The 24,455-nt window shown below is 74.0% G+C and carries 24 protein-coding genes and 1 pseudogene; 8 read left to right on the forward strand and 17 right to left on the reverse strand.

The window, feature by feature from the left end; genetic code table 11:
• Positions 1 to 6 precede the first annotated feature (6 nt).
• Entirely contained in the window at positions 7 to 2,379 is a 2,373-nt protein-coding gene (locus E3Z34_RS16945) for an excinuclease ABC subunit UvrA (RefSeq protein ID WP_134774549.1), read from the forward strand.
• Here E3Z34_RS16945 and E3Z34_RS16950 read toward each other — a convergent pair.
• Entirely contained in the window at positions 2,321 to 3,616 is a 1,296-nt protein-coding gene (locus E3Z34_RS16950; protein ID WP_158288723.1) for an MFS transporter, read from the reverse strand. The genes E3Z34_RS16945 and E3Z34_RS16950 overlap by 59 nt on opposite strands.
• A gap of 54 nt (positions 3,617 to 3,670) precedes the next feature.
• Here E3Z34_RS16950 and E3Z34_RS16955 point away from each other — a divergent pair, with 54 nt between their 5' ends.
• Complete coding sequence (locus E3Z34_RS16955) at positions 3,671 to 4,687, forward strand: LLM class flavin-dependent oxidoreductase (protein WP_134774551.1); 1,017 nt, start codon at positions 3,671 to 3,673, stop codon at positions 4,685 to 4,687.
• A 4-nt stretch (positions 4,688 to 4,691) separates the two neighbouring features.
• Here the strand turns inward: E3Z34_RS16955 and E3Z34_RS16960 are convergent, their stop codons facing one another.
• Together E3Z34_RS16960 and E3Z34_RS16965 are read right to left on the reverse strand one after the other, a co-directional pair.
• The gene (locus tag E3Z34_RS16960; protein WP_134774967.1) at positions 4,692 to 5,225 is read right to left on the reverse strand and encodes an MFS transporter; all 534 of its coding nucleotides are present in this window, start codon (positions 5,223 to 5,225) and stop codon (positions 4,692 to 4,694) included.
• Positions 5,189 to 6,067, reverse strand: coding sequence for an MFS transporter (locus E3Z34_RS16965; protein ID WP_134774552.1), 879 nt, complete (start codon positions 6,065 to 6,067; stop codon positions 5,189 to 5,191). Before E3Z34_RS16965 ends, E3Z34_RS16960 begins: the two co-directional genes overlap by 37 nt.
• 32 nt (positions 6,068 to 6,099) lie before the next feature.
• Here E3Z34_RS16965 and E3Z34_RS16970 point away from each other — a divergent pair, with 32 nt between their 5' ends.
• A complete protein-coding gene (locus E3Z34_RS16970; RefSeq protein WP_134774553.1) occupies positions 6,100 to 6,705 on the forward strand; it encodes a rhomboid family intramembrane serine protease in 606 nt (201 codons plus the stop codon).
• A gap of 19 nt (positions 6,706 to 6,724) precedes the next feature.
• Positions 6,725 to 7,219, forward strand: a complete 495-nt coding sequence (locus E3Z34_RS16975; RefSeq protein ID WP_202976986.1) for a hypothetical protein — start codon at positions 6,725 to 6,727, stop codon at positions 7,217 to 7,219.
• Here the strand turns inward: E3Z34_RS16975 and E3Z34_RS16980 are convergent.
• The 3 genes from E3Z34_RS16980 to E3Z34_RS16990 are packed head-to-tail and all read right to left on the reverse strand — an operon-like array spanning position 7,197 to position 8,653.
• On the reverse strand, positions 7,197 to 7,826 hold the full coding sequence (locus E3Z34_RS16980; protein ID WP_238695253.1) for a class I SAM-dependent methyltransferase: 630 nt from the start codon (positions 7,824 to 7,826) through the stop codon (positions 7,197 to 7,199). The two genes, E3Z34_RS16975 and E3Z34_RS16980, sit on opposite strands and share 23 nt — an antisense overlap.
• A gap of 18 nt (positions 7,827 to 7,844) precedes the next feature.
• Positions 7,845 to 8,117: a hypothetical protein gene (locus E3Z34_RS16985; protein ID WP_134774555.1), complete on the reverse strand. Its 273-nt coding sequence runs from the start codon at positions 8,115 to 8,117 to the stop codon at positions 7,845 to 7,847.
• Positions 8,114 to 8,653 (reverse strand): PadR family transcriptional regulator, encoded by a 540-nt coding sequence (locus tag E3Z34_RS16990; RefSeq protein WP_134774556.1) that lies wholly within the window; start codon positions 8,651 to 8,653, stop codon positions 8,114 to 8,116. The genes E3Z34_RS16985 and E3Z34_RS16990 overlap by 4 nt, the downstream gene beginning before the upstream one ends.
• Before the next feature lie 73 nt (positions 8,654 to 8,726).
• Between E3Z34_RS16990 and E3Z34_RS16995 the strand changes: the two genes are divergently transcribed.
• Entirely contained in the window at positions 8,727 to 9,707 is a 981-nt protein-coding gene (locus E3Z34_RS16995; RefSeq protein WP_134774557.1) for an NAD-dependent epimerase/dehydratase family protein, read from the forward strand.
• On the opposite strand, the gene ctlX is transcribed toward E3Z34_RS16995, so the two are convergent.
• The 4 genes and pseudogenes from ctlX to E3Z34_RS17015 all read right to left on the reverse strand — a co-directional run bounded on the left by ctlX (position 9,704) and on the right by E3Z34_RS17015 (position 14,839).
• On the reverse strand, positions 9,704 to 10,726 hold the full coding sequence (ctlX, locus tag E3Z34_RS17000) for a citrulline utilization hydrolase CtlX (RefSeq protein ID WP_134774558.1): 1,023 nt from the start codon (positions 10,724 to 10,726) through the stop codon (positions 9,704 to 9,706). The genes E3Z34_RS16995 and ctlX overlap by 4 nt on opposite strands.
• A gap of 25 nt (positions 10,727 to 10,751) precedes the next feature.
• A pseudogene (locus tag E3Z34_RS17005) lies at positions 10,752 to 12,787 on the reverse strand (heavy metal translocating P-type ATPase).
• 28 nt (positions 12,788 to 12,815) lie between these two features.
• Positions 12,816 to 13,778 (reverse strand): cation diffusion facilitator family transporter, encoded by a 963-nt coding sequence (locus tag E3Z34_RS17010; RefSeq protein WP_134774560.1) that lies wholly within the window; start codon positions 13,776 to 13,778, stop codon positions 12,816 to 12,818.
• Entirely contained in the window at positions 13,775 to 14,839 is a 1,065-nt protein-coding gene (locus E3Z34_RS17015; protein WP_134774561.1) for a CaiB/BaiF CoA transferase family protein, read from the reverse strand. The genes E3Z34_RS17010 and E3Z34_RS17015 overlap by 4 nt, the downstream gene beginning before the upstream one ends.
• A gap of 107 nt (positions 14,840 to 14,946) precedes the next feature.
• Between E3Z34_RS17015 and E3Z34_RS17020 the strand changes: the two genes are divergently transcribed.
• On the forward strand, positions 14,947 to 15,399 hold the full coding sequence (locus E3Z34_RS17020) for a cupin domain-containing protein (RefSeq protein WP_134774562.1): 453 nt from the start codon (positions 14,947 to 14,949) through the stop codon (positions 15,397 to 15,399).
• On the opposite strand, the gene E3Z34_RS17025 is transcribed toward E3Z34_RS17020, so the two are convergent.
• Positions 15,396 to 16,004, reverse strand: coding sequence for a TetR/AcrR family transcriptional regulator (locus E3Z34_RS17025; RefSeq protein WP_238695254.1), 609 nt, complete (start codon positions 16,002 to 16,004; stop codon positions 15,396 to 15,398). The two genes, E3Z34_RS17020 and E3Z34_RS17025, sit on opposite strands and share 4 nt — an antisense overlap.
• A gap of 70 nt (positions 16,005 to 16,074) precedes the next feature.
• On the opposite strand from E3Z34_RS17025, the gene E3Z34_RS17030 reads away from it, so the two are divergent.
• Positions 16,075 to 17,247 carry an alpha-amylase family glycosyl hydrolase gene (locus E3Z34_RS17030; RefSeq protein WP_134774564.1) on the forward strand — a complete coding sequence of 391 codons (1,173 nt, stop codon included), beginning with the start codon at positions 16,075 to 16,077 and terminating at the stop codon, positions 17,245 to 17,247.
• Between the two features lies 1 nt (position 17,248).
• On the opposite strand, the gene E3Z34_RS17035 is transcribed toward E3Z34_RS17030, so the two are convergent.
• From E3Z34_RS17035 to E3Z34_RS17060, 6 genes are all read right to left on the reverse strand, one after another.
• Positions 17,249 to 17,395: a hypothetical protein gene (locus E3Z34_RS17035; RefSeq protein WP_158288724.1), complete on the reverse strand. Its 147-nt coding sequence runs from the start codon at positions 17,393 to 17,395 to the stop codon at positions 17,249 to 17,251.
• On the reverse strand, positions 17,395 to 18,345 hold the full coding sequence (locus E3Z34_RS17040; protein ID WP_134774566.1) for a hypothetical protein: 951 nt from the start codon (positions 18,343 to 18,345) through the stop codon (positions 17,395 to 17,397). Before E3Z34_RS17040 ends, E3Z34_RS17035 begins: the two co-directional genes overlap by 1 nt.
• Before the next feature lie 132 nt (positions 18,346 to 18,477).
• Complete coding sequence (locus tag E3Z34_RS17045; RefSeq protein WP_238695255.1) at positions 18,478 to 18,870, reverse strand: helix-turn-helix domain-containing protein; 393 nt, start codon at positions 18,868 to 18,870, stop codon at positions 18,478 to 18,480.
• Positions 18,845 to 20,062 carry a DNA glycosylase AlkZ-like family protein gene (locus E3Z34_RS17050; protein ID WP_238695525.1) on the reverse strand — a complete coding sequence of 406 codons (1,218 nt, stop codon included), beginning with the start codon at positions 20,060 to 20,062 and terminating at the stop codon, positions 18,845 to 18,847. Before E3Z34_RS17050 ends, E3Z34_RS17045 begins: the two co-directional genes overlap by 26 nt.
• 20 nt (positions 20,063 to 20,082) lie before the next feature.
• A complete protein-coding gene (locus E3Z34_RS17055; protein ID WP_134774568.1) occupies positions 20,083 to 22,005 on the reverse strand; it encodes a heavy metal translocating P-type ATPase in 1,923 nt (640 codons plus the stop codon).
• 51 nt (positions 22,006 to 22,056) lie between these two features.
• Complete coding sequence (locus E3Z34_RS17060; RefSeq protein WP_134774569.1) at positions 22,057 to 23,220, reverse strand: citrate synthase; 1,164 nt, start codon at positions 23,218 to 23,220, stop codon at positions 22,057 to 22,059.
• 53 nt (positions 23,221 to 23,273) lie between these two features.
• On the opposite strand from E3Z34_RS17060, the gene E3Z34_RS17065 reads away from it, so the two are divergent.
• Complete coding sequence (locus E3Z34_RS17065) at positions 23,274 to 24,419, forward strand: citrate/2-methylcitrate synthase (RefSeq protein ID WP_134774570.1); 1,146 nt, start codon at positions 23,274 to 23,276, stop codon at positions 24,417 to 24,419.
• The last annotated feature ends 36 nt before the right edge of the window (positions 24,420 to 24,455 follow it).

A 24,455-nucleotide genomic window follows, 5' to 3' on the forward strand; every position in this document is an offset into this window, starting at 1 on the left:
TGCGACATGAGCACGCAGCCGACGCACCCGGCCGACGCCCACGACACCATCCGCGTGCACGGCGCCCGGGTCAACAACCTGCAGGACGTCGACGTCGAGCTGCCCAAGCGCCGGCTGACCGTGGTGACGGGCATCTCGGGCTCGGGCAAGTCCTCGCTCGTCTTCGGGACGATCGCGGCCGAGTCCCGGCGGCTCATCAACGAGACCTACTCCAGCTTCGTGCAGGCCTTCATGCCGACGACCGCCCGGCCCGACGTCGACCACCTGGACGGGCTCACGGCCGCGATCGTCATCGACCAGGAGCGGATGGGCAACAACCCCCGCTCCACCGTGGGCACGGCCACCGACGCGCTGGCCTGGCTGCGGGTCATCTTCAGCCGGCTGTCGACCCCGCACGTGGGGCCCTCGACGGCCTTCTCCTTCAACACCGCCTCGGTGAGCGGGCAGGGCGCCATCAGCATCGACAAGGGGGCCGACCGCAAGCCCGTCAAGGAGGTGAAGCGCTTCCAGGTGCTGGGCGGGATGTGCCCGGACTGCGAGGGTATGGGGACGGTCGCCGCGATCGACGAGGACGTCGTCGTGGACCGCAGCCGGAGCCTCACCGAGGGCGCGATCCTGCTGCCCGGCTACCCGCCCGACTCATGGGGCTGGCGGGCGTACGCCGAGAGCGGTCGCCTCGACCCGGACAAGACGCTGCGCGACTACTCCGAGGAGGAGTGGCGGTGGCTCATGCACGCCGAGCCGACCAAGGTCAAGGTCGGCGGCATCAACATGACCTACCTCGGGCTGGTCCCCCGCATCCGGCAGACCCTCTTCGGCGAGCGCCCGCCCAAGCAGGCGCACATGATCGCCTTCAAGGAGCGGGTCGCGACCGAGGGCCCCTGCCCCGCCTGCGGCGGCACCCGGCTCAACGAGCCGGCGCGCACCGCCACCGTCCGCGGCACCACCCTGCCCGGGTGCTGCGAGATGGAGATCAGCGAGCTGCTGCGGTGGGTCGAGGCGCTGGACGAGCCGAGCGTCGCCCCGGTGCAGCGGGCGCTGGCCGAGATGCTCCGCTCGATGGTCGACATCGGTCTGGGCTACCTGTCCCTGTCACGGGCCTCCGGCACCCTGTCCGGCGGTGAGTCGCAGCGGGTCAAGATGGTCCGCCACCTCGGGTCGGCCCTGACCGACGTCACCTACGTCTTCGACGAGCCGACCGTCGGGCTGCACCCGCACGACATCGCCCGGATGAACGACCTGCTGCGCCAGCTGCGCGACTCCGGGAGCACGGTCCTGGTCGTGGAGCACAAGCCCGAGGTCATCGACTTCGCCGACCACGTCATCGACATCGGCCCCGGCGCGGGGAGCGAGGGCGGCCAGATCGTCTACACCGGCCCGCGGGAGGGCCTGGAGGCCTCCGGCTCGGTCACCGGCCGGCTGCTGGACCGGCGGCCGACCCTGCGCGAGCCGGTGCGCAGCGCCACCTCATCCCTGCCGGTGCGTGACGCCCGGCGCAACAACCTCCTCGGGGTCGACGTCGACATCCCGCTCGGGGTGCTCGTCGCCGTGACCGGGGTCGCCGGGTCCGGCAAGAGCTCGCTCGTCCACGGCTCCCTCGCCGGGCGGGAGGAGGTGCTCATCGTCGACCAGTCCGCGATCCGCGGCTCCCGCCGCTCCAACCCGGCCACCTACAGCGGGCTGCTGGACCCGATCCGCACCGCCTTCGCCAAGGAGAACGGCGTCAAGGCCGCGCTCTTCAGCCCCAACTCCGAGGGTGCGTGCCCGGCGTGCAACGGCTACGGTGAGATCTTCACCGAGCTGCCCGGTATGCCGCCGGTGGCCACCCCCTGCGAGGCGTGCGGCGGGCGCAGGTTCCAGGACGAGGTGCTCGGCTACACGCTGCACGGGCTGGCGATCGACGAGGTCCTGCGGCTGTCGGTCGCGGAGGCCGCGGAGGTGTTCACCACCGGCAAGGCCGCGACGATCCTGCGCCGGCTGCTCGACGTGGGCCTGCCCTACCTGCGGCTGGGGCAGCGGCTGAGCAGCCTGTCCGGCGGCGAGCGCCAGCGGCTCAAGCTGGCCTCCCAGCTCAGGGCCTCCCCGGTCATCGTCCTGGACGAGCCCAGCTCCGGCCTGCACCTGGCCGACACCGACACCCTGCTCGCGATGCTGCACGGCCTGGTCGACCAGGGCACGAGCGTGCTGGTCATCGAGCACAACCTGGCCGTCGTGAGTCAGGCGGACTGGATCATCGACGTCGGTCCCGGCGCGGGGCACGAGGGCGGGCGGATCGTCTTCGAGGGGACACCCGCCCAGATGGTCGAGTCGTCGGACACGCTCACGGCCCAGCACCTGCGCCAGCGCCTCGGTGCCGCCACGGCGCCCCGGCCGCGCTGAGCAGCACCCCGGCCCCGGTGAGCAGGATCAGCCACCGGTAGTCGACCGCGGCGATGACCGCCGCGACCACGAGGGTGGCCAGGGTCTGGGGCAGGTTGAGGGCCAGGTTCATCGCCGCGGCGGTGCGGCCCTGCAGGTGGGGCGGCGTGAGCCGCTGGCGCAGGGTGACGAAGGCGACCACGATCCAGCTCACCGTGGCACCGGCCAGCAGGAAGGCCGGGACGGCCGCCGCCGGGGCGGGCACGAGGAGCAGGAACGCCGCCAGCCCCAGGACGAGCACCGCGACGCTGAGCAGCCGCACCTCGCCCCACCGCCCGATGAGCCGGGCGGCGACGACCCCGCCGACCACCGCCCCCAGGCCCTGGATGCTCACCAGCACGCCGAGCGCGCTCGCGGGCACCCCGAGGCCCTGCTCCAGGTAGGGGAAGATCGCGGCGTTGACCACGCCCATCGCCCCGAAGGCGACCGCGAGCAGGACGGTGAGCCGACCCAGCGGCGGCGTCCGGGACAGGTGCCGGAAGCCGGCCGACAGCTCCGACCACCACGTGCCCAGCTCCTCCTTCGGCTGGGGCGGCGTCTCGCTGACCCGCAGCGAGGCGAGGACGGCCGCGGCCAGCCCGAAGACCACGGCCACGAAGGCGGCGACCGCGTGCGGCCCTACCGCGACGTAGAGACCCGCGCCGACCAGGGGCGCGACCAGCCGGAAGCCCTGGTCGATCGTCGTGAGCACCCCGTTGCCGGAGGCGAGCGCCTCGTCGGGCAGCAGGTCGCGCACGAGGCCTGCCTGGGCGGAGGCGGTGAGGTAGGTGATGGCGGAGTAGACCAGCGTCACCGCGTAGATCAGCCAGACCTGCTCGGCGGTGCGCACGAGGAGCAGCACGAGCACCACCGCGGCCACGGCGCCGTTGGCCAGCACCAGCAGGGACCGGCGCGAGGTGCGGTCGGCGAGCTGGCCGAAGAACGGCGCGAGCAGGGCCGGCAGCCCCATGAGCCCGAAGGTGACCGCGGCCGCCGCGTCGCTGCCGCTGAGGTCCTTCACCCACACCGCCAGGACCAGGAAGAGGGTGCTGTCGGCGAGGTTGGTCAGCACCCAGGCCAGGGTGAGCCGTGGGAAGCCGGGGTGCCGCCACGCGGTCGGGCGCCGGCGGTGCCAGGCGAGCCGGTCGGTGAGCCGGTCGGCGACGAGGGGGACGGGCGGGACGACGGCGTCCGAGCGCTCCCCCTCTCCCTGCCTCACGACCCGCGATCCTACCGGCGGAATGCCTGCAGCCCCGCGACGTTGTCCATCCGTATGAAGCGCATCGGCTTTCTGTCCTTCGGCCACTGGACACCCCACCCCCAGTCGGCCACCCGCTCCGCCGCGGACGTGCTGCACCAGTCGATCGACCTGGCGGTCGCCGCGGAGGAGCTGGGGGCCGACGGCGCCTACTTCCGGGTGCACCACTTCGCCCGGCAGCTGGCCTCCCCCTTCCCGCTGCTCGCCGCGGTCGGGGCACGGACGCGGCGGATCGAGATCGGCACGGGCGTGATTGACATGCGCTACGAGAACCCCCTCTCCATGGTGGAGGACGCCGGCGCCGCCGACCTCATCTCCGGGGGCCGCCTCCAGCTGGGCATCAGCCGCGGGTCGCCGGAGCAGGTGATCGAGGGCTACCGGCACTTCGGCCACCACCCCGCCGAGGGGGAGACCGACGCGGGCATGGCGCGACGGCATACCGCCACCTTCCTGCAGGCCCTGGAGGGCGAGGGCTTCGCCGAGCCCAACCCCCGCCCGATGTTCCCCAACCCGCCCGGTCTGCTGCGGCTCGAGCCGCACTCGGAAGGGCTGCGGGAGCGGATCTGGTGGGGCGCGGGCTCGCGGGCCACCGCGCGGTGGGCCGCCGAGCAGGGGATGAACCTCATGAGCTCGACCCTGCTCACCGAGGACGCCGGGATCCCCTTCCATCAGCTGCAGGCGGAGCAGATCCAGCTCTTCACACAGGCGTGGGCGGAGGCCGGGCACGACCGGGCACCCCGCACCTCGGTGTCCCGCAGCATCTTCCCCCTCGTCACCGAGCAGGACCACGCCTACTTCGGGCTGGAGCGCCGCAGCTCCGACCAGGTCGGCATGCTCGAGGGCGGACGCGCCACCTTCGGCAGGACGTATGCGGCCGAGCCGGACCAGCTCGTGACCCAGCTGGCCCAGGACGAGGCCGTGGCCGCCGCGGACACCCTGCTGCTCACGGTGCCGAACCAGCTGGGCGTCGACTACTGCGCCCACGTGATCGAGCAGGTCCTGCACGTGGCCGCGGAGCTCGGCTGGCGCTGACGCCTCAGCCCCGGCGCACCCGGAAGCGCGCCACCTCCCGGTGCGTCAGCGCCACCCACCCGGTCACGGCCAGGCACAGGGCACCCCCGAGCACCGCCGCGACCGCCGGCGTCGTCAGCCCGGCGACGAGGCCCGCCCGGGCGTTGCCGAGGTCTGGGCCGGCCACGCCGACGACGTGCTCCACGGCGCTGACCCGTCCCAGGTGGCTGTCCGGGGTGGCCAGCTGCACCGTCGCGGCGCGGGAGGTGACCGACGCCACGTCCGTCGCACCGGCCACCACGAGGGCGCCCAGCACGACCCAGACCACGCCGCCCAGCGCCCCGAGCCCGAGGGCGAGCATCGCCAGGCCCCACACCCCAACGGCGAGCAGCTGGACCCGGCCCAGCCGGTCGCTGCGGGACACCAGGCCCGAGACCAGGCCGGCGGCGGCCCCACCGACGGCGAGCGCGCTCATGAACAGACCGAGCGTGCGCGGGTCCCCGGCGAAGAGCTCCTCGTTGATCATCGGGAAGAGGGCGACCGGGAAGGACAGGAGCATCGCGGCGAGGTCGAGCAGGAAGGACCCGCGGAGCACCCGGTCCCGCACGACCAGCGCGACCCCCTCGGTGAGCAGGGACCCCGCGCGTCGGGTGCGGCGCCATACCGGGCCGCGCGGGTGTCGCGACGGCCCGGCCCGACCGACGGCGGCGACGGCTCGGCGGGCTCCCGCGGCTCTGCGGGCTCGCGCGGGTCGGCGGGCTCGCGCGGGTCGGCGGGCTCGCGCGGGTCCGCGGGTTCGCGCAGCGGCGGCATCGGCGGGAGCCGCAGCACCGCCCACCAGGAGACGACGAGTGTCAGCGCGTTGACGAGGTAGCCCGCCGGGGGGCTGGTCGCGGCGACGAGCACCCCGCCGAGCGCAGGCCCCACCAGCACCCCGATCTGGAAGGCGATCATGTGCAGCGTGACGCCGGCGGCGACCAGCTCGCGCGGGAGCAGCCGGACCACGAAGGTGCGTCGCGACGGAGCACCCACGGCGTTGCACGCCGTCTGCAGCGAGATCAGGCCGAGCAGGACCGGCAGGGGCGCCGGCCCCAGCAGTAGCTGCCCGGCCAGCGCCAGGGCGACGACGGCCTGGCCGGTGGTCGACCAGAGCGCCACGACCCGGCGGTCGAGCACGTCGGCCAGGGGCCCGCCGAGCAGCCCGAGGACGATCATCGGGACCGCCTGGACCAGACCGATCGCCCCGACCCAGAAGGGGTTGCGGGTGCTCTCCCAGACCTGCAGCAGGACGGCCACGACCGCGACCTGGTGCCCCACCCCGCCCAGCACGCCGCTCACCCACAGCCGCCGGTAGGGGGCGCTGACCCGCAGGGGGGCCAGGTCCACCAGGGCGTGCAGCACGACCGTCGACCCTACCGCCGTAGGGTGGGCCGGTGACCACGTGGAGACCCGCCGACCCGCCTGCCCGGGCCGGCTCGCCCGCCTGGGTCCGCCGCCTGGTCCCGGTCGTCGTGCTGCTCGCCCTCATGTGGGTGACCGAGACGGTCGACCAGGTGGCCCCGGTGAGCCTGGACCAGTTCGGCATCCGCCCGCGCGACCCGGGCCACCTGCAGGGGATCGTGCTCAGCCCGTTCCTGCACCTCGGGTTCAGCCATCTCATCAGCAACACGGTGGTGCTGCTGGTGCTGGGCTCTCTGCTGGCGCTGACCACCCGGCACCTGTGGTCGGTCACGGTGGGGGTCGTGCTGCTCAGCGGCCTGGGGGTGTGGGTGTTCGGCGGGCCGGGGACGGTGCACATCGGGGCCAGCGGGGTCGTCTACGGGTATGCCGCCTTCCTCGCCGTCTACGGCTTCGTCGCGCGGCGCCTCGGGCAGGCCCTGGTCGGGGTGCTCGTCGTGCTCGTCTACGGGTCGATGATCTGGGGGGTGCTGCCCGTGCAGCAGGGGGTCTCCTGGCAGGCCCACCTCTTCGGCGCCGTGGCCGGGGTGCTCCTGGCCGTGCGTCAGGGCCGGCTCGACCGCGCCGCCGCCCGCCGCTGAGTCAGATACCCTGGGGGGCATGCTGAGCGCCCACCTGGACACCCTGCGGAGCTGGAGCGCCCGTCGCTGGTGGTCGGCTCTGGCCGCGGCGGTCGGCACCGTCCTGCTCATCGGCATCCCCACCGTGCTCGTCCCCAACCCGGTCTTCGGCCGCGAGATCGCGACCACGTCCTGGGCCTGGCCGGTCCTGCTCGTCACCGCCGCGCTGAGCGGGCTGGTGCTGGCCAGCTACGTCCGCGAGCCGGGGCGGGTCGCCGCCCCGCCCGTCCCCGACAGCGGCGGGCGCCGGGGGATGCTCGGCGGGGTGCTGACCTTCTTCGCCGTCGGCTGCCCCGTGTGCAACAAGATCGTGCTGCTGGCGCTGGGCTACGCCGGCGCCCTGCAGTGGTTCGCCCCCGTCCAGCCCGTCCTCGCCGCGCTCGCCGTCATCGCCCTCGGGTGGGCGCTGCACGCCCGGCTCAGCGGTGAGCGGGCCTGCGCGGTCGCGCCCGTCACGCCGACCCGGGTGGGCTGAGGTCCAGACGTCGGGCGTGCACCGCCTCCATCACCCCGAGGGTGTGGCGGTGCGTCGCGACCACCTCCACGCGGTCGGTCGGCAGCACCCGCACCGGCCGGCGCGTGAAGTGCTCCTCCGCCGCGGGGACCGTGACCCGCTCCAGGGCGCGCTGGCCGAGCCGGACCGGCCAGGAGCTGGACTCGACGTGGTCGGCCAGCAGCAGGTCTCCCCCCGGCCGGAGCACGCGCAGCGCCTCGGCCAGCACCCGGTCGAGGTCGGGGACGCAGCACAGGACGTAGGTCGACACCACCGCGTCGAAACCGGCGTCGTCGAAGGGGAGCGCACCGGCGTCTGCGACCAGCAGCTCCACCTCCCGGGGGCCGCCCCGGCCCACCTTAACGCTCGCCCGGTCGACCATGGCGCTGCTCGCGTCCAGGGCCGTCAGGCGCACGCCGGGGTCGTAGTGGGCGAGGTTCGCGCCAGTCCCGACGCCGATCTCCAGGACCCGCCCCCGGGCCCGGCCCACCGCCCACGCCCGACCCCGGGCGAGCAGCCGCCGCTCGAGGAGCGCGGTGGCCGCGTCATACCTGTCCGCCACCCGGTCCCAGTGCTTGACGGTGCCCACCACCCCACTCTCCCCCGGTCAGAGGAGCAGCGCCACCACGAAGGCCGCGTAACAGGCCAGGGCCGACCAGGCGAGCACGTCCCGCAGCCGCGTCGGGGCGTCGGCGGCGACGGCCAGCCCGAGGGCCGCCAGCAGGGCCCACGCCCCGGGATGGCCCCAGCGGATCGCGGACGCCTGCAGCCCGGTCGTCGTCCCGGCCCGGTCCGGGACGACCCCGACCCAGAGCGCGCTGAGGCCCGCGGCGACGATGGCGCCCGCGAGCGCGAGGGTCCTTCGGGTGGGTGCGGTCACGTCGTCTCCTCGGCGAGCCGGGCGGCGGTCTCGGCGTTCCACGCCAGGCCGGCCTCGACGAGCAGCACGCCGTGCCGGACGGTGGCCAGCCAGTAGGGCTGGTCGGGAGAGGTCTCGGCGCGCACGAACTGCTCGATCTGACGGTAGCGCTCGCGCGCCTGCAGCAGGCGCTCCCGGTGGCGGTCCAGGTGGGCGGCGATCACCCCGGGGTCGGCGTGCCGGCCGAAGAAGAGCTGCAGGAGCAGCTCGTGGCGCTCCGGCGACAGGGACCGGGCCTCCTGCGCGAGCCACGCGCGCAGCGCCTCCCGTCCCGCGGGGGTGAGCTCGACGGGCTCGCCCCGGTCCGCCCCGCCGCCCACGCGCGCGACGAGCCCCTCCTGCTCCAGGTCGCGGAGCGTGGGGTAGAGCTGCCCGAAGCTCTCCTGCCAGAAGTGTCCCACCGAGGCGCGGATCTCCTCGCGCAGGCGGTAGCCCGTCATCGGCCCGTGGGTGAGCATGCCGAGGACGGCATACCTCGTCGTCGTGCGGCGGCTCACCCGTGCCACTGTATCTGCCAGATATGGCCGTGGCAAGGTGCGCTCGCGCCCGCGCTGTGTGGTCGGGTGAGGTATGGAGATCCTGGTGCTCGGCGGGACGGGCTGGCTCGGCGGGGAGACGGTGCGGGAGGCGCTGCGGCGGGGCCACGCGGTGACCTGCCTGGCCCGGGGGACCCGCCCGGTACCCGACGGTGCGCGGCTGGTCCGCGCCGACCGGGACGACCCGCAGGCGCTGGCGTCGGTGGCGGACCGGGTGTGGGACGCGGTCCTGGACGTCACCGACCAGCCGGGCCGGGTGCGGGAGGCGGTGAGGGCGCTGCGGACGAGGCAGTGGGTCTACGTCTCGAGCGCCAGCGTGTATGCCGAGGGCGCGGACGTCGACCGCTCGGAGGACGCGCCGGTCGTCGAGCCCCTCTCCGGGGACCGCTACGAGGACATGGGCGACTACGGCGCCGCCAAGCTGGCCTGCGAGCAGGTCGTCCTCGCCGCCCCCGCCCCCGCCGCCGTGGTGCGGGCCGGGCTGATCGGCGGCCCGGGGGACGAGTCCGGCCGCTCCGGCTACTGGCCGTGGCGCTTCGCCCACCCCAGCGGCCCGGACGTGCTGGTGCCCGACGACCCCGACCTGCCGACGGCGCTGATCGACGTGCGCGACCTGGCCGCCTGGCTGGTCCTGCTCGTCGAGGACCGGACCGAGGGCGTGCTCAACGCCACCGGCCCGACGACGACCCTGGGGACGGTGCTGGAGGCCGCCGAGCACGTCGCCGGGGGGCCGGCGGGGGCGCGACCCGTCGACCCAGCCCGGCTGCTGGAGCTCGGGGTGGCACCCTGGGCCGGCCCGTGCTCGATGCCCCTGTGGCTCCCCATGGCCGAGCTGCGGGGCTTCGCCACCCTCGGCACCGGGCAGGCGCGGGCCGCCGGCCTGACCACCCGCCCGCTGCGCGACACGCTGCGGGACGTCCTGGCCTGGGAGGTCACCGGACGCACCCGGCCCCGGGGTGCCGGCCTGAGCGACGAGGACGAGCAGCGGGTCCGCGCCGACCTCGACCGGCCCTAGTCGTCCGCCAGGTCCCGCCCGTCAGCGGTGTGGGGATGCTCGTCGATGCCCTCGACGGCGGGGGTGAAGTCGGGCTCGGTGGCGGGCCGCCGGTCCAGGTGGACCCCCGCGATCATGCACCGCACGGAGCCTCCGGCCAGCTCGATGGTGGGGATGTCGACCGCGAGGATCTCGCAGGACTCCTCGATGAGCGCCACCTGGTCGGGGGTGAGGCTGCGCCGGGCCCGGCCCGACATCGTCATGACGTGGCGCCGGCGACCCTCCGGTGTGCGGCCGCACAGCTCGACGGCGTTGCCGGCGAACTCCCGCACCTGCTCCTCGGTCAGCTCGATGACGCGCCTGCCGTTGACGGTGAGCCGCTCGCGCACCTGCTCGCGCCGGTGCTCGTCGCGGATGAGGTCGAGCGCGACCAGCGCCACGTCGGTCCCGATGCAGGCCATGACGTTGGTGTGGTAGATCGGGATCCCGGTGGAGTCCACGGCGTCGAAGGCCATCGGCTCGTAGCCGAAGTCGGTGCAGAAGCGCTCCAGGACGTGGGAGTCCATCCGGTGGCTGCGCGCGGCGTATGCGACGCGGGAGACGTGGTCGAGGACCATCGAGCCCGTCCCCTCGAGGAAGATCCCGTCCGGCTCCAGGCCCGAGTAGTCCACGATCGTCTGCACCCGGTAGCTCGACTTGAGCATCTCCAGCACGTCCGCGCGGCGCTCGTGGCGGCGGTTGGAGGCGTACATCGGATAGACCGCGACCAGCCCGCCCGCGTGCGTCGACAGCCAGTTGTTGGGGAAGACGCTGTCCGGGCGGGTGTGGTCCTCGTCCTCGAAGACGTGGACGGTCACCCCCACGGCGCGCAGGGCCGCGGCGAGGGCGTCCATCTCCGCCAGCGCCTGCGCGGCGGTGTCGTCCACGCTTTGCCCGGAGGGGGCGTCCGCCTGGAAGGCGTTGTCCGCGGCGGTCGCCGGGTTGGGGGTGAAGCGCAGCGCGCGGACGAGGATGACGGCGGCGGGGGCTTGGGCACTCACGAGGGCGAAATCTAGTGCACGCTCCTCAGCGGTCGGCCACCACGGCGTCGGGGCGCAGGTCCAGCCTCCGCAGGAGCTGGGCGTTGAGCGCGACGACGACGGTCGAGACGGACATGAGGACCGCCCCGACGCTCATCGGCAGGAGGAAGCCCACCGGGGCCAGCACCCCCGCCGCCAGCGGGACCGCCAGGATGTTGTAGCCGGCCGCCCACCACAGGTTCTGCGTCATCTTGCGGTATGCGGCGTGCGACAGCTCGACGACCGAGAGCACCGCGCGGGGGTCGGACGAGGCGAGGATGACGCCGGCGGACCCGATGGCCACGTCGGTGCCGGCACCGATCGCGATGCCCACGTCGGCCTGCGCGAGGGCAGGCGCGTCGTTGACGCCGTCCCCCACCATGGCGACCTTCAGGCCCTCCCGCTGCAGCCCGGCGACCGTGGCCGCCTTGTCCTCGGGCCGGACGCCCGCGAGGACCCGGTCGATGCCCAGCTCGGCGGCGACCGCGTCGGCCACCGCCTGCGCGTCCCCGGTGATCATCACCACCTGGGTGCCGGCCCGGTGCAGGGCCTTCACGGTCGCGCGGGACTCCGGCCGGATCTCGTCGGCGAGCCGGAGCGCACCCACCACCTCCCCGTCCAGCAGGACGTGCAGGATGATCGCGCCCTCCTCCCGCCACGGGCCAACGGCCTCGAGCTCGGCCAGGTCGTGCTGCTCGAGGAGGTGGGGTCCGCCGACCGCGACCTCGTGCCCCTCCACCACGGCGCTCACCCCCACGGCCGGGGAGGAGGAGAAGCTGCTCGCTGCCGGCACCCTCAGGCCCCTGCGCCGCGCCGCCTCGACGACGGCCTGCGCGAGCGGGTGCTCGCTGTCGGTCTCGGCGGCCGCCGCCAGGGCCAGGACCCGGTCGGCCTCGTGCCCGCCCGCGGGGACCACGGCCGTGACGGCCGGCTCACCCCTGGTCAGGGTGCCGGTCTTGTCCAGGAGCACCGCGTCGACCGTGCGCATCGACTCCAGCGCCAGCCGGTCCTTGACCAGGACGCCCGCGGAGGCCGCGCGCTCGGTGGCGATCGAGACGACGAGCGGGATGGCCAGGCCGAGGGCGTGGGGGCAGGCGATGACGAGCACGGTGACCGCGCGGACGATCGCGGACTCCGGCGCGCCCAGGAGGGACCACACGAGCGCGGTGACACCGGCGGCGCCGAGGGCGTACCAAAACAGCCACCCCGCGGCCCGGTCGGCGATCCGCTGCGCCCGCGAGGTGGAGGACTGGGCCTGGTCCACGAGCCGACGGATGCCCGCCAGGGCGGTGTCCTCCCCGGTGGCGGTGACCTCCACGCGCAGGCCCGAGTCGGTCGCGACCGTCCCCGCGATCACGGGGTCGTCGACGCCGCGGCGCACCGGGCGCGACTCCCCGGTCACCATCGACTCGTCCATGCTGGCGGTGCCGTCCACGACACGTCCGTCCGCCGGGACCGACCCGCCCGGTCGCACGACCACCACGTCCCCGAGGCGGAGGTCGGCCGGGCTCACGCGGACGATCTCCCCGCCCTCGACCCGCTCGGCCTCGTCGGGGAGCAGGGCCGCGAGGGAGTCCAGGGCGGAGGTGGTGCGTGCCAGGGAGCGCATCTCGACCCAGTGGCCGAGCAGCATGATGACCACCAGGAGGGCCATCTCCCACCAGAAGTCGAGCTCGTGCCCGAGGATGCCGAGGGTGGAGGCCCAGGAGGCGACGAAGGCCACGGTGATGCCCAGGGAGATGAGCAGCATCATCCCCGGGCGACGGTCGTCGACCTCCGACCTCGCGCCCGTCAGGAAGGGACGGCCGCCCCACAGGTAGATGACCGTCCCGAGGACCGGTGAGACCCACCGGACCCATGTCGCGTCCGGCAGCGGGTAGCCGAGGAGCTGGGCGAACATCCCGTTGAACCCGACCACAGGGACGGCGAGCGCGAGCATGACCCAGAACAACCGTCGGAACGAGGCGACGTGGTCCCGTGCCCGCCGTCGTGGTGGTCGTGGTGCTCGTGGTCGTGGTGCTCGTGGTCGTGGTGCTCGGTCATGACCGCCCAACATACCCCAAGGGGGTATCTATTCCTCGGTGTCCGGCTCCGGTGCGGCGACCGCGATCTCCACCTCGTAGTCGTCGTAGGCCCTGGGGTCCTCCCGGGGCTCCAGGTGGGTGGTCACCTCGCAGCCCTCGAAGGCCTCCTTGACGGCCTGCTCGATGTCCTCGACGACGTCGTGGCCCCGGGTGACGCTCCACCCGCCGGGGACGAGGACGTGCATCTCGGCATACCGACGGTGCCCGGACTGCCTGGTCCGGACGCCGTGCACGTCGACGTCCGCGCTGAGGTGGGCGCGCAGGACCTCGGTGAGCCGGGCGTTGTCCTCCTTGGACCAGGCGACGTCCATGAGCCCCTGGGCGGAGTCGGCGATGAGCTTCCAGCCGGTGATGATGATGTTGACGCCCACCGCGAAGGCGACGACGGGATCCAGGCGGTCCCACCCGGTGAGGACGACCAGGCCCACCCCGACGACGACGCCCACCGAGGTCCAGACGTCGGTGAGCAGGTGCTTCCCGTCGGCCGTGAGGACGGCCGAGCGGTGCACGCGACCAGCGCGCAGGAGCACCATCGCGACGGTGCCGTTGAGCACGGAGGCCACGACCGCGATGACCAGTCCGAGGCCCACGTCGGACAGGGGCTGGGGGTTGATGAACCGCTCAACGGAGCTGACGAGGATGACGCTCGCGGCGATGAAGATCATGACGCCCTCGATGGCCGCCGAGAAGTACTCCGCCTTGCTGTGGCCGTAGTGGTAGGCCTTGCTGGCCGGCCGGGCGGCGATCCGCAGGGTGACCAGGGCGACGACCGCCGCGACGAGGTTGACCACGGACTCCGCCGCGTCGGAGAGCAGACCCACCGAGCCGGTGACCACCCAGGCGGCCGTCTTCAGCGTGATCGTCGCGATCGCGGTCGCGATGGCGAGCCAGGCGAACCGCGTCAGCGAGCGCCGGTCCGACCCGGGAGCCGGGGTCGCGGAGGTGCTCATCGCTGCGGGGCGGGGTGGGCCGGCCGGGAGAAGCGGGGGGCCGGGGCGGCCTGCTGCCGCCCGTCCGTGCGCAGGTATGTCGCGCGCTGGGCCAGGTGGGGGTGGTCCGCGGCCTCGCTGAAGGTGAGCACGGGGGTGACGCAGGCGTCGGTGCCCTCGAAGTGCGCGGCCCAGGCGTCCCGGTCACGGCCGGCGAAGACGCGCTCGAAGGTCTGGTGGAGCACGGGCCACCCGGAGCGGTCGTACTGCCCCGGCAGCGACGCGGGGTCCAGCCCCAGGCCCTCGAGGAGCCGGGCGTAGAAGTGCGGCTCCAGCGGTCCGACAGCGACGTAGCGGCCGTCCGCGCACGCGTAGGTCCGGTAGAAGGGGGCCGCGCCGTCGAGGAGGTTGCTATGCCGGGTCTCGCTCCAGTGGCCCGCGCCCACGAGGGACAGCAGCATCTGGGAGATCATCGCGGTGCCGTCGACCATCGCGGCGTCCACGACCTGCCCGCGCCCGGTGGAGGCCCGCTCCACCAGCGCCGCCAGGGCGCCGACGACGGCGAGCATCGACCCCCCGCCGAAGTCGCCGATGAGGTTGAGCGGCGGCGGCGGCGGGCGGTCCGCCTCCCCGATGGCGTGAAGGGCCCCGGTGAGCCCCACGTAGTTGAGGTCGTGCCCCACGTGCCCGGCCCAGGGACCGTCCTGGCCCCAGCCGGTGATGCGCACGTAGACCAGCCGGGGGTTGCGCCCCAGGGCGGCGTCCGGCCCGATCCCGAGGCGTTCCGCGACCCCGGGGCGGAAGCCCTCGAGCAGCACGTCCGCGTCCTGCGCGAGCTCCAGCACCTGGTCCCGGCCCTCGTCGCTCTTCAGGTCGACCGTCAGGGTCCGGCTCCGGCCGCGGAGCGCGGGGTCCTGCTCCGGGTCCATGAGCTGCAGGCCCCGTCCGCCCACACGCTCGACCCGGGTCACCTCGGCGCCGAGGTCGGCCAGGACCATGGCGGCGTGCGGCGCGGGCCCCAGCCCCTGCAGCTCGAGCACGCGGACGCCGGCGAGCGGCGCGTGAGGAGGGGGGTTCGTCATACCGGTCAGCCTAGGTCGTCGCGGAGGGGCCGGACGCACGGTGGCACGTCGAGCCGGCGTCGGCCATGCTGGGGTCAGCGATCGACCCCAGACCCAGGAAGGACGCCATGACCGTCACCGACAACGGCCCGGAGCCCAACGCCTTCGACATCGAGCAGGCCACCCGCCGCAACGACACCTACCGGACCGTGGCGTGGACCGGGAAGTACCTGCAGGTCACGCTCATGTCCATCCCGGTGGGTGAGTCCATCGGGCTGGAGGTGCATCCGGGGACCGACCAGTTCCTGCGCCTGGACGCCGGCCGGGGCCGGTGCGTCATGGGCCCTGCGAAGGACGACCTGACCTTCGAGCAGGACGTCGAGGACGGGTGGTCGATCCAGGTCCCGGCGGGGGTCTGGCACGACGTGATCAACACCGGGGAGGAGCCGATGCGCCTCTACGCCATTTACGCCCCGGTCCACCACGCCGCCGGCGTCGTGCACCAGACCTCGCAGGACGCGGAGCGGGACGAGGAGTCCGGGGACGACGAGCCGCCCAGCTGGACGGTGCAGCCCGACTAGGCCCGCCAGTCCCCGAGCGCCCCCTCCAGCGCACCGAGGGCCGCGTCGACCGCGGGGTGACGCTCGGACTCGGGGCACCCCGCCTCCACCCAGCGGCGGCAGACCTCGTCGAGGAGGCCCAGCCAGCCCCGCACGGCATACCTGTGCCGCACGCCGTCGCCCACGGCCAGCAGCTGCCGCAGCGCCTCGACCTGCGCCTCGCGCGCCTCCCGGCGCACAGCCACGGCCTCCGGCGGCTCCTCACCGCCACCCAGGGGCAGCCCGTCGGCGGTGCCACGAGCGGCCACGTGGTCCAGCTGCACGAGCACCCGGGCGCGCACCCGGTCCCGCACCGGGACACCCTCCGGCAGCGCCGCCTGCGCCCTCACCTGCTCGTCCGCCAGGTCCTGGGCCGCTCCCCGCACGACCTCGGCGTAGAGCTGCGCCTTGCTCCCGAAGTAGTGGAAGACCAGCCCCGTCGAGCTCCCGGAGGCACGGGCGACCTCCGTGGCGGACACCGCGGGGTAGGAGGCCGAGGAGAAGCAGGCCCGCGCGGCGTCGAGGATCGCCGACCGTCGCTCGTCGACGCTCAGCCGGCGGCGGGGGGTGTGGGGTCCGGTCGTCACGCTTGCCATCGTAGCCCTTGTTGACCTACGCTCAACACTGTTGTTGATCGTGACTCAACAGGAGACCCTCATGCCCGACACCTCCACCATCTGGTGGCACGTCTACCCCCTCGGCGCCACCGGTGCCCCCCTCCGGCGCCGGGAGGGGGCCGACGGACCGCGGTTGCTGCGGCTGGTCCCGTGGCTCGACCACGTCGTCGAGCTCGGCTGCGACGGCCTGCTCCTCGGCCCCGTCTTCGCTTCCACGAGCCACGGCTACGACACCCTCGACCACCACACCCTCGACCCCCGCCTGGGCGACGACGCCAACTGGGACCGGTTCGTGCAGCAGGCCAAGGACCGGGGTCTGCAGATCATGCTCGACGGCGTCTTCAACCACGTCGGCATCGACCACCCGCTCGTCCAGGGTGGCCCGACCCGCCCCTGGGAGGGGCACGGCGACCTCGCCGAGCTCGACCACGACGATCCGGCCGTCGCCGACCTCGTGACCGACGTGATGCTGCACTGGCTGCGCCGCGGCGCCGACGGCTGGCGCCTGGACGTGGCCTACGCGGTGCCGTCCGAGTTCTGGGCCGAGGTGCTGGGGCGGGTGCGCCAGGAGTTCCCCGACGCCCTCTTCCTCGGTGAGGTGATCCACGGCGACTACCCGGCGATCGCGCGGGCGGGGACCCTGGACACGGTGACGCAGTACGAGCTGTGGAAGGGCATCTGGTCCTCCCTCGCGGACCGCAACCTGTGGGAGCTGGCGTGGGGGCTGGAGCGGCACGACGAGTTCTCGCAGGAGGTGCCGATGCAGACCTTCGTCGGCAACCACGACGTCACCCGGATCGCCAGCGCGGTCGGTGACGCCGGCGCCGCGCTGGCGGCGGTGGTGCTGATGACCGTGCCCGGTATACCGAGCGTCTACTACGGCGACGAGCTCGCCTTCCGCGGGGAGAAGGGCACCTCCTGGGGCGCCGACACGCCGTTGCGTCCGGCCCTGCCCGGGACGCCCGCCGAGATCGGACTCGGGTGGGAGATGTTCGCTCACCACCGGGAGCTGATCGCGCTCCGGCGTCGTCACCCCTGGCTCACCCGGGGCCGGGTCAGCGTGGTGGACAGGGCGAACGAGCAGCTGACCTACGAGGTCGCCGGCACTGACACGGACGGCGCCCGGCACGTCCTGCGGGTCCACCTCGACCTGGCCACCAGCAGCTTCCGGGTCGAGGTGGACGGCACGACCGTCCTGGAGCGCAGCGGGTAGGTCAGGGGAGCTCCATGTCCGGGCCGTACAGCAGGCGCCAGATGGTCTCGCGGTTGCGGTGCACCCACCGGTTGAGCCGACCTGGGTCCACGGAATCGAAGAAGATCCAGCTGCGCTCGGTAGGGATGGTGTCCCAGCCCTGGCCCATCACGTCACGTTCGACCGTGTCGAACATGTCGCGCCGCTCGTCGAAGAACTCCACCACGGTCTCCGAGGGTCGCGGCACCCCCCCGGCGCTCCCCGCCCTGAAGACCCCCACGAGGTAGGTGTGCAGGGGCTGACCGCCGACCTCGGCGTTGGGGCGGTGCAGTCGGTCGTCGCCGAGGGGCCGGTCTGCTGCCAGTCGCTGAAGACGTTGACCACCGTCAGGGTCTTGTCGAGGACCTGCACCAGCGGTGCGACGTCCCGCCCCACGTCGGCGGCCTGGGCGGTGTTGATGGCGCTCAGGAGGGAGACCACCTGCTCGGCGACGAACTTCAGCGACTTGTCGCTCCCCGTCAGATCGATCTCCTCCGGACCCTGACCTGCAAGGATCGCCTGTCGGTAGGCGAAGACCAGCTGCACCTGGAGTGCCAGAGCCTGGGCCTGCGCCCGGGCCAGGGTGCGCCGGGCCGTGGCAGCGTTGTCGGCCGTGATCCGCTCGCGGACGCCGGACCACAGCCCTGAGAGGTGCTCCAGGCGCTCCAGCTCCTCGGGCGTCGACCGCCGGTTCCGCCCGTCCTGCACCGCTGTCTGTCGGCCCAGCGCGGAGAACCCCCAGTAGGCGTCGTGCAGGTCCTGGCCGTAGCGATCATCCTCGACGTACCTCCTGAAGATGGGCGCGATGTCTTCCACCCGGTCGTGGCACAAGAGAGAGAGCAGGGCAGCGTTCTCCACCGACAGCACCGGGATCTCCTGCGCATCCGCTTCCTGGCGGGCGACCACGGGGGTGGGACCGGTCGCCGCGAGCAGGTGCGCGACGGCCCGGTTGCCGGCCGCCTGCGGCAGCCACCCGGCCGGCCCTCCCGGCGCCCGCTGCGGTCCCGAGCCATGTCCGCGCCTGGGCCCGGCCTGCGCAGGCTGCGGCTCCGTCGCGCGATGCGTGCGCTCAGCGGCCATCGGAGCTGCTCCTCCCGGTGCACTCGCAGTCTCGAGCCGTGACGCGGCGCCGGAACGCGGCCGGAAGGGCAGCGAAAGGTGCCGGATCGGGCACATCCTCGGACCGGGTGCGAGGGGAGGCCGGGCCCCGACCTAGTCGAAGAGGTGATCGAACGGGTCGCCGCCGGACCAGGCAGGTGGCCGGGCGGGCGTCGGCGGAGGGAGAGCCGGGGTGGAGGCCGGCCTGGCCGGTCGGGACGGATCCATGGGTTCGGCAGGGATCAGCGAGACCGTCAGCCCGAGGACGGCCGCGAGGTCGAGCACCTTCTGCACCTCGGCGCCGCCGTGATGCCCCGCCTCCACCTTCGACAACCACGACCGGGCGACCCCGGCCGAGCGGCATACCGCCTCCTGGCTCAGCCCGGCCGAGAGGCGCCGCGCCCGCAAGGCCCGACCCAGCTCTTCCACCTGCGTCCTGATGGCCATCGTCTTGTCCTCGTTCGTGGACAGCGTTGTCGGACTACGACTGTAGTCGTACGAGGACATCGCCAGCCTCAGGCTCGCCGGATCCCTGGGGACTCGACCACCAGGTCGAGGCTCTCCCCCCGCAGCCCCCCGACCCGGGCCACCTGGTCGGCGAGGTCGTCGGCGAGCGGCCCGGTGAGCAGGTCCACCACCGGACCGCCGTCGGATGCGCCCCCAGGGTGACCGCGAGCACCCCGTCCCGCACCGTCCAGGCGCCCCTCACCACGCCACCCACCAGGAGCAGGTTGGCACCGCGCGTGACCTGCTGCCGGTGCTCGGGCGGGACCACGGTCGTGTCGGCGGTGCCGGGGCCGAGCACCCACTGGTCGTGGCCCGGCAGCAGCCGCACGGACTGTGCGGCCTGCCCGTCCTCAGCCGGCCCGCCGACCACCTGCTCGAGATCGTCGGCGAGGACCAGGACCTCCTCCCCGTCGACCTCCACCGTGGCCAGTGCCGGGGCGAGGTCCGTGAGCCACCGGTCGATGCGGCGCCTCCCCGCTCCGAGACCCTCCCCCAGCCAGTAGTGCAGCCGGGCCGGCGCGGCCGGGCCGTAGGCGGACAGGTACGAGGTCACCGCCCGCCGTCCTACCTCGTCCAGCTCGGGCAGTCCGGGCCAGCGCGGGTTGTCCTCGAGGGCCGCCAGCGTGGGGGTGCCGTCGGCGTCCGGGCCGAGGCAGACGTCGCCCTGCCAGAAGAAGGGTTTGAGGAACGTGCCGAGGGTGGACAGCGGCTCGCGCAGGTGGGCCCAGCGAGGGTCGCGGGCGACGACCTCGGCCACCGCCACCGGGGGCAACGGGCCGTCGGCGAGCGCCCCGCGCACCGTGGCCCGCAGGTCCGGCCAGGCCGCCGGAGGGAGACGGTAGTGCTCGACCCAGCTGGACCGCTCCCACATCCGACCGGCAGCCCGCAGCGCGAGGTGGTCGGCCGCCTGCCGCGGTGTCATCAGGTGTGTCGCGCCGCGGAAGGTGAACACCTTGACCAGCCGGCCGTCAGCCAGGGCGGCCCTCAGCATCCCGGCAACTCCACCCTCCGGCTCGTCCCCGGGAGCGGCGGTCGCGGACCGGTCCAGGCGGAGCCCGGTGGCCAGCGCCGCGTCCCCCGACCAGGCGGGCACGGCCACCAGCCGTTCCACCACGTCGACGACCGAGTCGGCACCCCTCGCCCCGAGGTGGTGCCGCTCCAACCGCCAGCTCAGGACGGCGGCCCGCGTCATCGGCACGCCACCACCGTAGATCAGGTGCCCTGTCCGGCCGCGGACCCGCCCAGCACCGGCATACCCTGGCCGGTCCGGGACCGACCGCTCGCCAGCTCGAGGTCGGGGTGGCTCGTGCGGCCCGCGAGCGCGCGGAGCGCGTAGAGGATGCACACGAGGTCCACGACCTCCTGGGTGAGGGCGCCGACGACGGCGGGGATGTGACCGAAGGCGGCCACCACCATGAGGCCGAGGCTGAGCACGACACCGATGAGGATCGCCGTCATCGCGACGCGGTAGGTGTCACGCCCGATCTCCAGGGCCATGGCGACCTTACCGAGGTCGTCCTTGACGATGACCACGTCCGCCGACTCGCTGGCGGCGGTCGACCCGCGGGCGCCCATGGCGATCCCCACGTCGGCGGCGGCCAGCACGGGAGCGTCGTTCACCCCGTCGCCGACCATCACCACGGGGGGCGGCAGGGTGCTGACCAGGCGCACCTTGTCCTCCGGCAGCAGGCCGGCGTGCACCTGCGTGATGCCCGCCCCGTCGGCCAGCGTGCGTGCCGTGACCTCGTTGTCACCGGTGAGCATGGCGACGTTGGCCACGCCCCGGTCCCGCAGCACCTGCACGGTCGCGGCCGCGTTGTCGCGCAGTGCGTCCTTGAGCACCAGACTCCCCGCGAAGCGCCCGTCCACCGCGACCGACACCGCGGTCTGCCCCGGTTCCAGGGGCGTGGTCGAGGCGGAGGGGTCCACCTCCCGGACGAAGGCGAGCTTGCCGACCCGCACGGTGCGTCCCTCGATCAACGCCTGGACACCGTTCGTCGCGATCTCGTACGCCTCCCGGCCGGGAGACAGCGGCAGCCCGCGCTCCTCGGCGGCCCGCAGCACCCCGTCGGCCAGGACGTGGGAGGAGAAGGCCTCGGTGGAGGCGGCCAGGCGAAGGAGGTCGTCCTGCGTCAGACCCGCGGCGGGTCGGACGGCGGCGAGGGTGGGTCGGCCGTGGCTCAGGGTGCCGGTCTTGTCGAAGGCGACGGACGCGGCACGGGCCAGACCCTCCAGGGTCGCCCCGCCCTTGACGATGACGCCGGCCCGCGCCGACCGGCTCATGCCGCCCATGAAGGCCACCGGTGCGGCGATGAGCAGCGGGCAGGGGGTGGCCAGCACCAGCACCTCCGCGAAGCGCACCGGGTCGCCGGAGGCCCACCAGGCCAGTCCGGCGATGACCAGCGAGACCGCGGTGAAGGGCACGGCGAAGCGGTCGGCGAGCCGCACCGTCCGGGCCTTGGACCCCTCCGCCTCGGCGACGAGGGCGATGATCCGCTGGTACTGCGAGTCCGCGGCGATCGCGGTGGCCCGCATCCGCACGGCCCGCTCGCCGTTGACCGCCCCACTCATCAGCGCCTCGCCGCGCACCCGCTCCACGGGCAGGCTCTCCCCCGTCAGCGACGACTCGTCGAAGACGCCCCCCGCGTCCAGCAGCTCCCCGTCGACGGGCACGACCTCGGCCGGCCGCACGAGGAGCACGTCGCCGGGACGCACCGCGTCCACCTCGATGTCGGTCTGGCCCCCGTCCCCGTCCAGGCGCCGGGCCCGTCGCGGAGCCCGGTCCAGCAGCGCGGTGAGATCCGCCCGAGCCCGTCGGGCCGCGAAGGCCTCCAGCGCCTCGCCACCGGTGAGCATCAACACGATGATGAGGGCCGCGACATACTCCCCGACGGCCAGCGTGGCCACCATGGCGATGACGGCAAGGATGTCGAGCCCCCAGTGACCCCGCAGGATGTCCTTGACCATCCCCACCGCCGTCACCGCGACGATCACCGCGACGTAGGCCGTGGCCAGCAGCCGCGCCGGGCCGTCGTGGCCCAGCCCCAGCAGCGACAGCACGACCGCACCGACGAGCAGCGTCAGCCCTACGACGGGGTTGTTCCGCACGAACCCTCCGACGGCGACGGTGCCCATAACCCTTGATAGCTCCTTCCCGCCGCCAGATCCAGGTAGGGAAGGCTCGTCTCAGCGCGGGCCGCTGTAGACCCCCCGCAGCCGGAAGCGCATCCCCGGCTCGGCCAGCTCCTCCAGGGCGTGCGCGGTCCAGCCCGCGGTGCGGGCGCACGCGAAGAGCGCGGCGCCGCCCCAGCGCGGGAGCCGGTAGGTCAGGACGAGCAGGGCCAGGGCGACGTCGACGGTCAGCACCCACCCGCGACGGTCGACCAGCTCGGCCTCCAGCCACCGCAGCGCGTCCCACCGCTGCGCCCCGACGTCCGACCGGATCAGCTTGAGGAGCACCTGCGCCCGGGGGTCCTGCTCGGTGTAGACCACGTGACCGAAGCCCGGTGCCCGGTCGGCGACCAGCGCCCCGTCGAGCGCCTCCTGGGGCGCGGTGAGCGCCGGGCCCAGCCAGTCCACCACCTGCACGGAGGAGGTGAGGTGCCGGGGGCTGTCGGCCGCAGCCAGCCCGGCGAGCAGAGCGCTGAAGGGGTCCGCGCCCGACGACACCGCCACCCGCACGGCGGTCGTGGACACCGCCAGGTCGTGGTCGGCCAGCAGGACAAGGCCGGCGTCGACGACGGGTCCCGGGCACGGCTCGAGCGCGGTATGGAGCAGCTCGCCGAGGGAGGACCCCCGTGTCCCCGCACCCGGGACGGCGCGCGCCATGAAGGTGGCGGCCCGGCGACCGGCGTGGGCGACGGACCCGGGGCGGCGGTCCTGCCGACCGGGATCGGTCGCCCTGGCCACGAGGACCGCGTGCTTGAGCCGGTCGAGCAGGCCCGTCCCCGGAGGGAGCACCGCGAGGAGCGCGGCGAGGTGCTGTTCCTCCGAGGGCGTCGGCCGCACGGGCTCCACATCCTCCGGGTGCCCGGTGAGGAGCGCGCGGACCTCCTCGAACGAGGCGTGGCCCACCAGGTTCCGGACGTCGTGGCCCCGGTAGGCCAGGCGCCCGGCACCCACCTCGGTGATCGAGGTGCGTACGTCCTCGCTGGTCGCCGGTCGGCGCCGGCCCGCCCGCGGGCCCGTGACCAGCTCCCGGACGTCGGCGAGGGCGAAGATGCTGCCGCCGGCGGGGTCCCGACGCAGGGGGGCGAGGACGCCGCGGCTGACGTAGGCGTACACCGTCTGCACCTTGACGCCCAGGTAGTCGGCGACCTGGGCGGTGGTCAGCTCCCCCTCGTCGCTCATGTTGATCCGATCAACGTTGACATGGCGATCAACTCTACGCGAGGCTCGACCGCATGACCAGCACCCAGATCGTGGCTCCCGCCGGGCTCAAGGACGTCGTCGTCGCGGACACCCGCACCGGCGACGTGCGTGGGAGCGAGGGCTTCTACCACTTCCGTCAGTACTCCGCCGTCGAGCTGGCCCGGACCCGCTCCTTCGAGGACGTGTGCCACCTCATGCTCGAGGGCACCCTGCCCTCCCCCCATGAGTCGGCCGCCCTCCAGGCCCGCCTCGCGGCCGCCTCGGAGCTGCCTGCGGAGCTGGTGACCGTCCTGCCGCAGATCGCGGCGGCCGGTCCCGACCGCGCCTCGCTCGCCCGGCTGCGCACGGCGGTGTCGCACCTGGGGGCCGTCGAGGGGTTTGGCCCCACCTACGGTGCCGACCCGGACCAGATCCGGGCGGACGTCCTGCGGCTGGTCGCGACCGTTCCGGTCATCCAGGCCGCGCTCCACCGCCTCCGGGCCGGGCTGGAGCCGCTGCCGGCCCGGCCCGAGCTGGGCGCCGCCGGCAGCTGGCTGTGGATGCTGACCGGGAAGGAGCCGGGCCCGCGCGAGACGGCGGCGGTGTCGGCATACCTGACCCTGACCGTGGACCACGGCTTCAGTGCCTCGACGTTCGCCGCCCGGGTCGTGACGTCCGCCGGGTCCGACGTGGCCTCCGCGGTCGGGGCGGCCATCGGCACCTTCGCCGGGCCGCTCCACGGCGGCGCCCCGGACCGGGCCCTGGACGCGCTCGACGACATCGGTTCGGCGGACCGGGCCCGGGCGTGGGTGCGCGGGAAGGTGGCGGCCGGCGAGCGGATCATGGGTTTCGGGCACGCCGTCTACCGGACCATGGACCCGCGCGCGGCGCTGCTGCGGACGATCGCGCTGGACCTCGGTGGCCCGCTGGCGGACCTCGCCGTGCGGGTCGAGACCGAGGTCGTGGAGGCGCTGGCCGAGCTCAAGCCCGGTCGCGAGCTGCACACGAACGTCGAGTTCTACGCGGGTGTGGTGATGGAGCTGTGCGGGATCCCCCGCGAGATGTTCACGCCGACCTTCGCCACCGCCCGGGTGGTCGGCTGGGGCGCCCACATCCTCGAGCAGGCCGGCAGCAGCAAGATCTACCGCCCGGCGGCTCGCTACGTCGGCCCCCCGGCGCCGGAGCCCGTGCCGGCCTGAGTCGGCGGCCGGTGCGTCCCGACCGGGGACGCCTGT

The sequence above is a fragment of the Ornithinimicrobium flavum genome, assembly GCF_004526345.1.
Lineage (GTDB): Bacteria > Actinomycetota > Actinomycetes > Actinomycetales > Dermatophilaceae > Ornithinicoccus > Ornithinicoccus flavus.

Bases quoted from the DNA above. Each gene is read 5' to 3' on its own strand.
- E3Z34_RS16945 (WP_134774549.1), top strand. From the start codon at position 7: ATGAGCACGCAGCCGACGCACCCGGCCGACGCCCACGACACCATCCGC.
- E3Z34_RS16955 (WP_134774551.1), top strand. From the start codon at position 3,671: ATGAAGCGCATCGGCTTTCTGTCCTTCGGCCACTGGACACCCCACCCC.
- E3Z34_RS16960 (WP_134774967.1), bottom strand. From the start codon at position 5,225: ATGCTCCTGTCCTTCCCGGTCGCCCTCTTCCCGATGATCAACGAGGAG.
- E3Z34_RS16975 (WP_202976986.1), top strand. From the start codon at position 6,725: ATGCTGAGCGCCCACCTGGACACCCTGCGGAGCTGGAGCGCCCGTCGC.
- E3Z34_RS16995 (WP_134774557.1), top strand. From the start codon at position 8,727: ATGGAGATCCTGGTGCTCGGCGGGACGGGCTGGCTCGGCGGGGAGACG.
- E3Z34_RS17010 (WP_134774560.1), bottom strand. From the start codon at position 13,778: ATGAGCACCTCCGCGACCCCGGCTCCCGGGTCGGACCGGCGCTCGCTG.
- E3Z34_RS17015 (WP_134774561.1), bottom strand. From the start codon at position 14,839: ATGACGAACCCCCCTCCTCACGCGCCGCTCGCCGGCGTCCGCGTGCTC.
- E3Z34_RS17020 (WP_134774562.1), top strand. From the start codon at position 14,947: ATGACCGTCACCGACAACGGCCCGGAGCCCAACGCCTTCGACATCGAG.
- E3Z34_RS17030 (WP_134774564.1), top strand. From the start codon at position 16,075: ATGCCCGACACCTCCACCATCTGGTGGCACGTCTACCCCCTCGGCGCC.
- E3Z34_RS17035 (WP_158288724.1), bottom strand. From the start codon at position 17,395: ATGGGCCAGGGCTGGGACACCATCCCTACCGAGCGCAGCTGGATCTTC.
- E3Z34_RS17040 (WP_134774566.1), bottom strand. From the start codon at position 18,345: ATGGCCGCTGAGCGCACGCATCGCGCGACGGAGCCGCAGCCTGCGCAG.
- E3Z34_RS17045 (WP_238695255.1), bottom strand. From the start codon at position 18,870: ATGTCCTCGTACGACTACAGTCGTAGTCCGACAACGCTGTCCACGAAC.
- E3Z34_RS17050 (WP_238695525.1), bottom strand. From the start codon at position 20,062: ATGACGCGGGCCGCCGTCCTGAGCTGGCGGTTGGAGCGGCACCACCTC.
- E3Z34_RS17055 (WP_134774568.1), bottom strand. From the start codon at position 22,005: ATGGGCACCGTCGCCGTCGGAGGGTTCGTGCGGAACAACCCCGTCGTA.
- E3Z34_RS17060 (WP_134774569.1), bottom strand. From the start codon at position 23,220: ATGAGCGACGAGGGGGAGCTGACCACCGCCCAGGTCGCCGACTACCTG.
- E3Z34_RS17065 (WP_134774570.1), top strand. From the start codon at position 23,274: ATGACCAGCACCCAGATCGTGGCTCCCGCCGGGCTCAAGGACGTCGTC.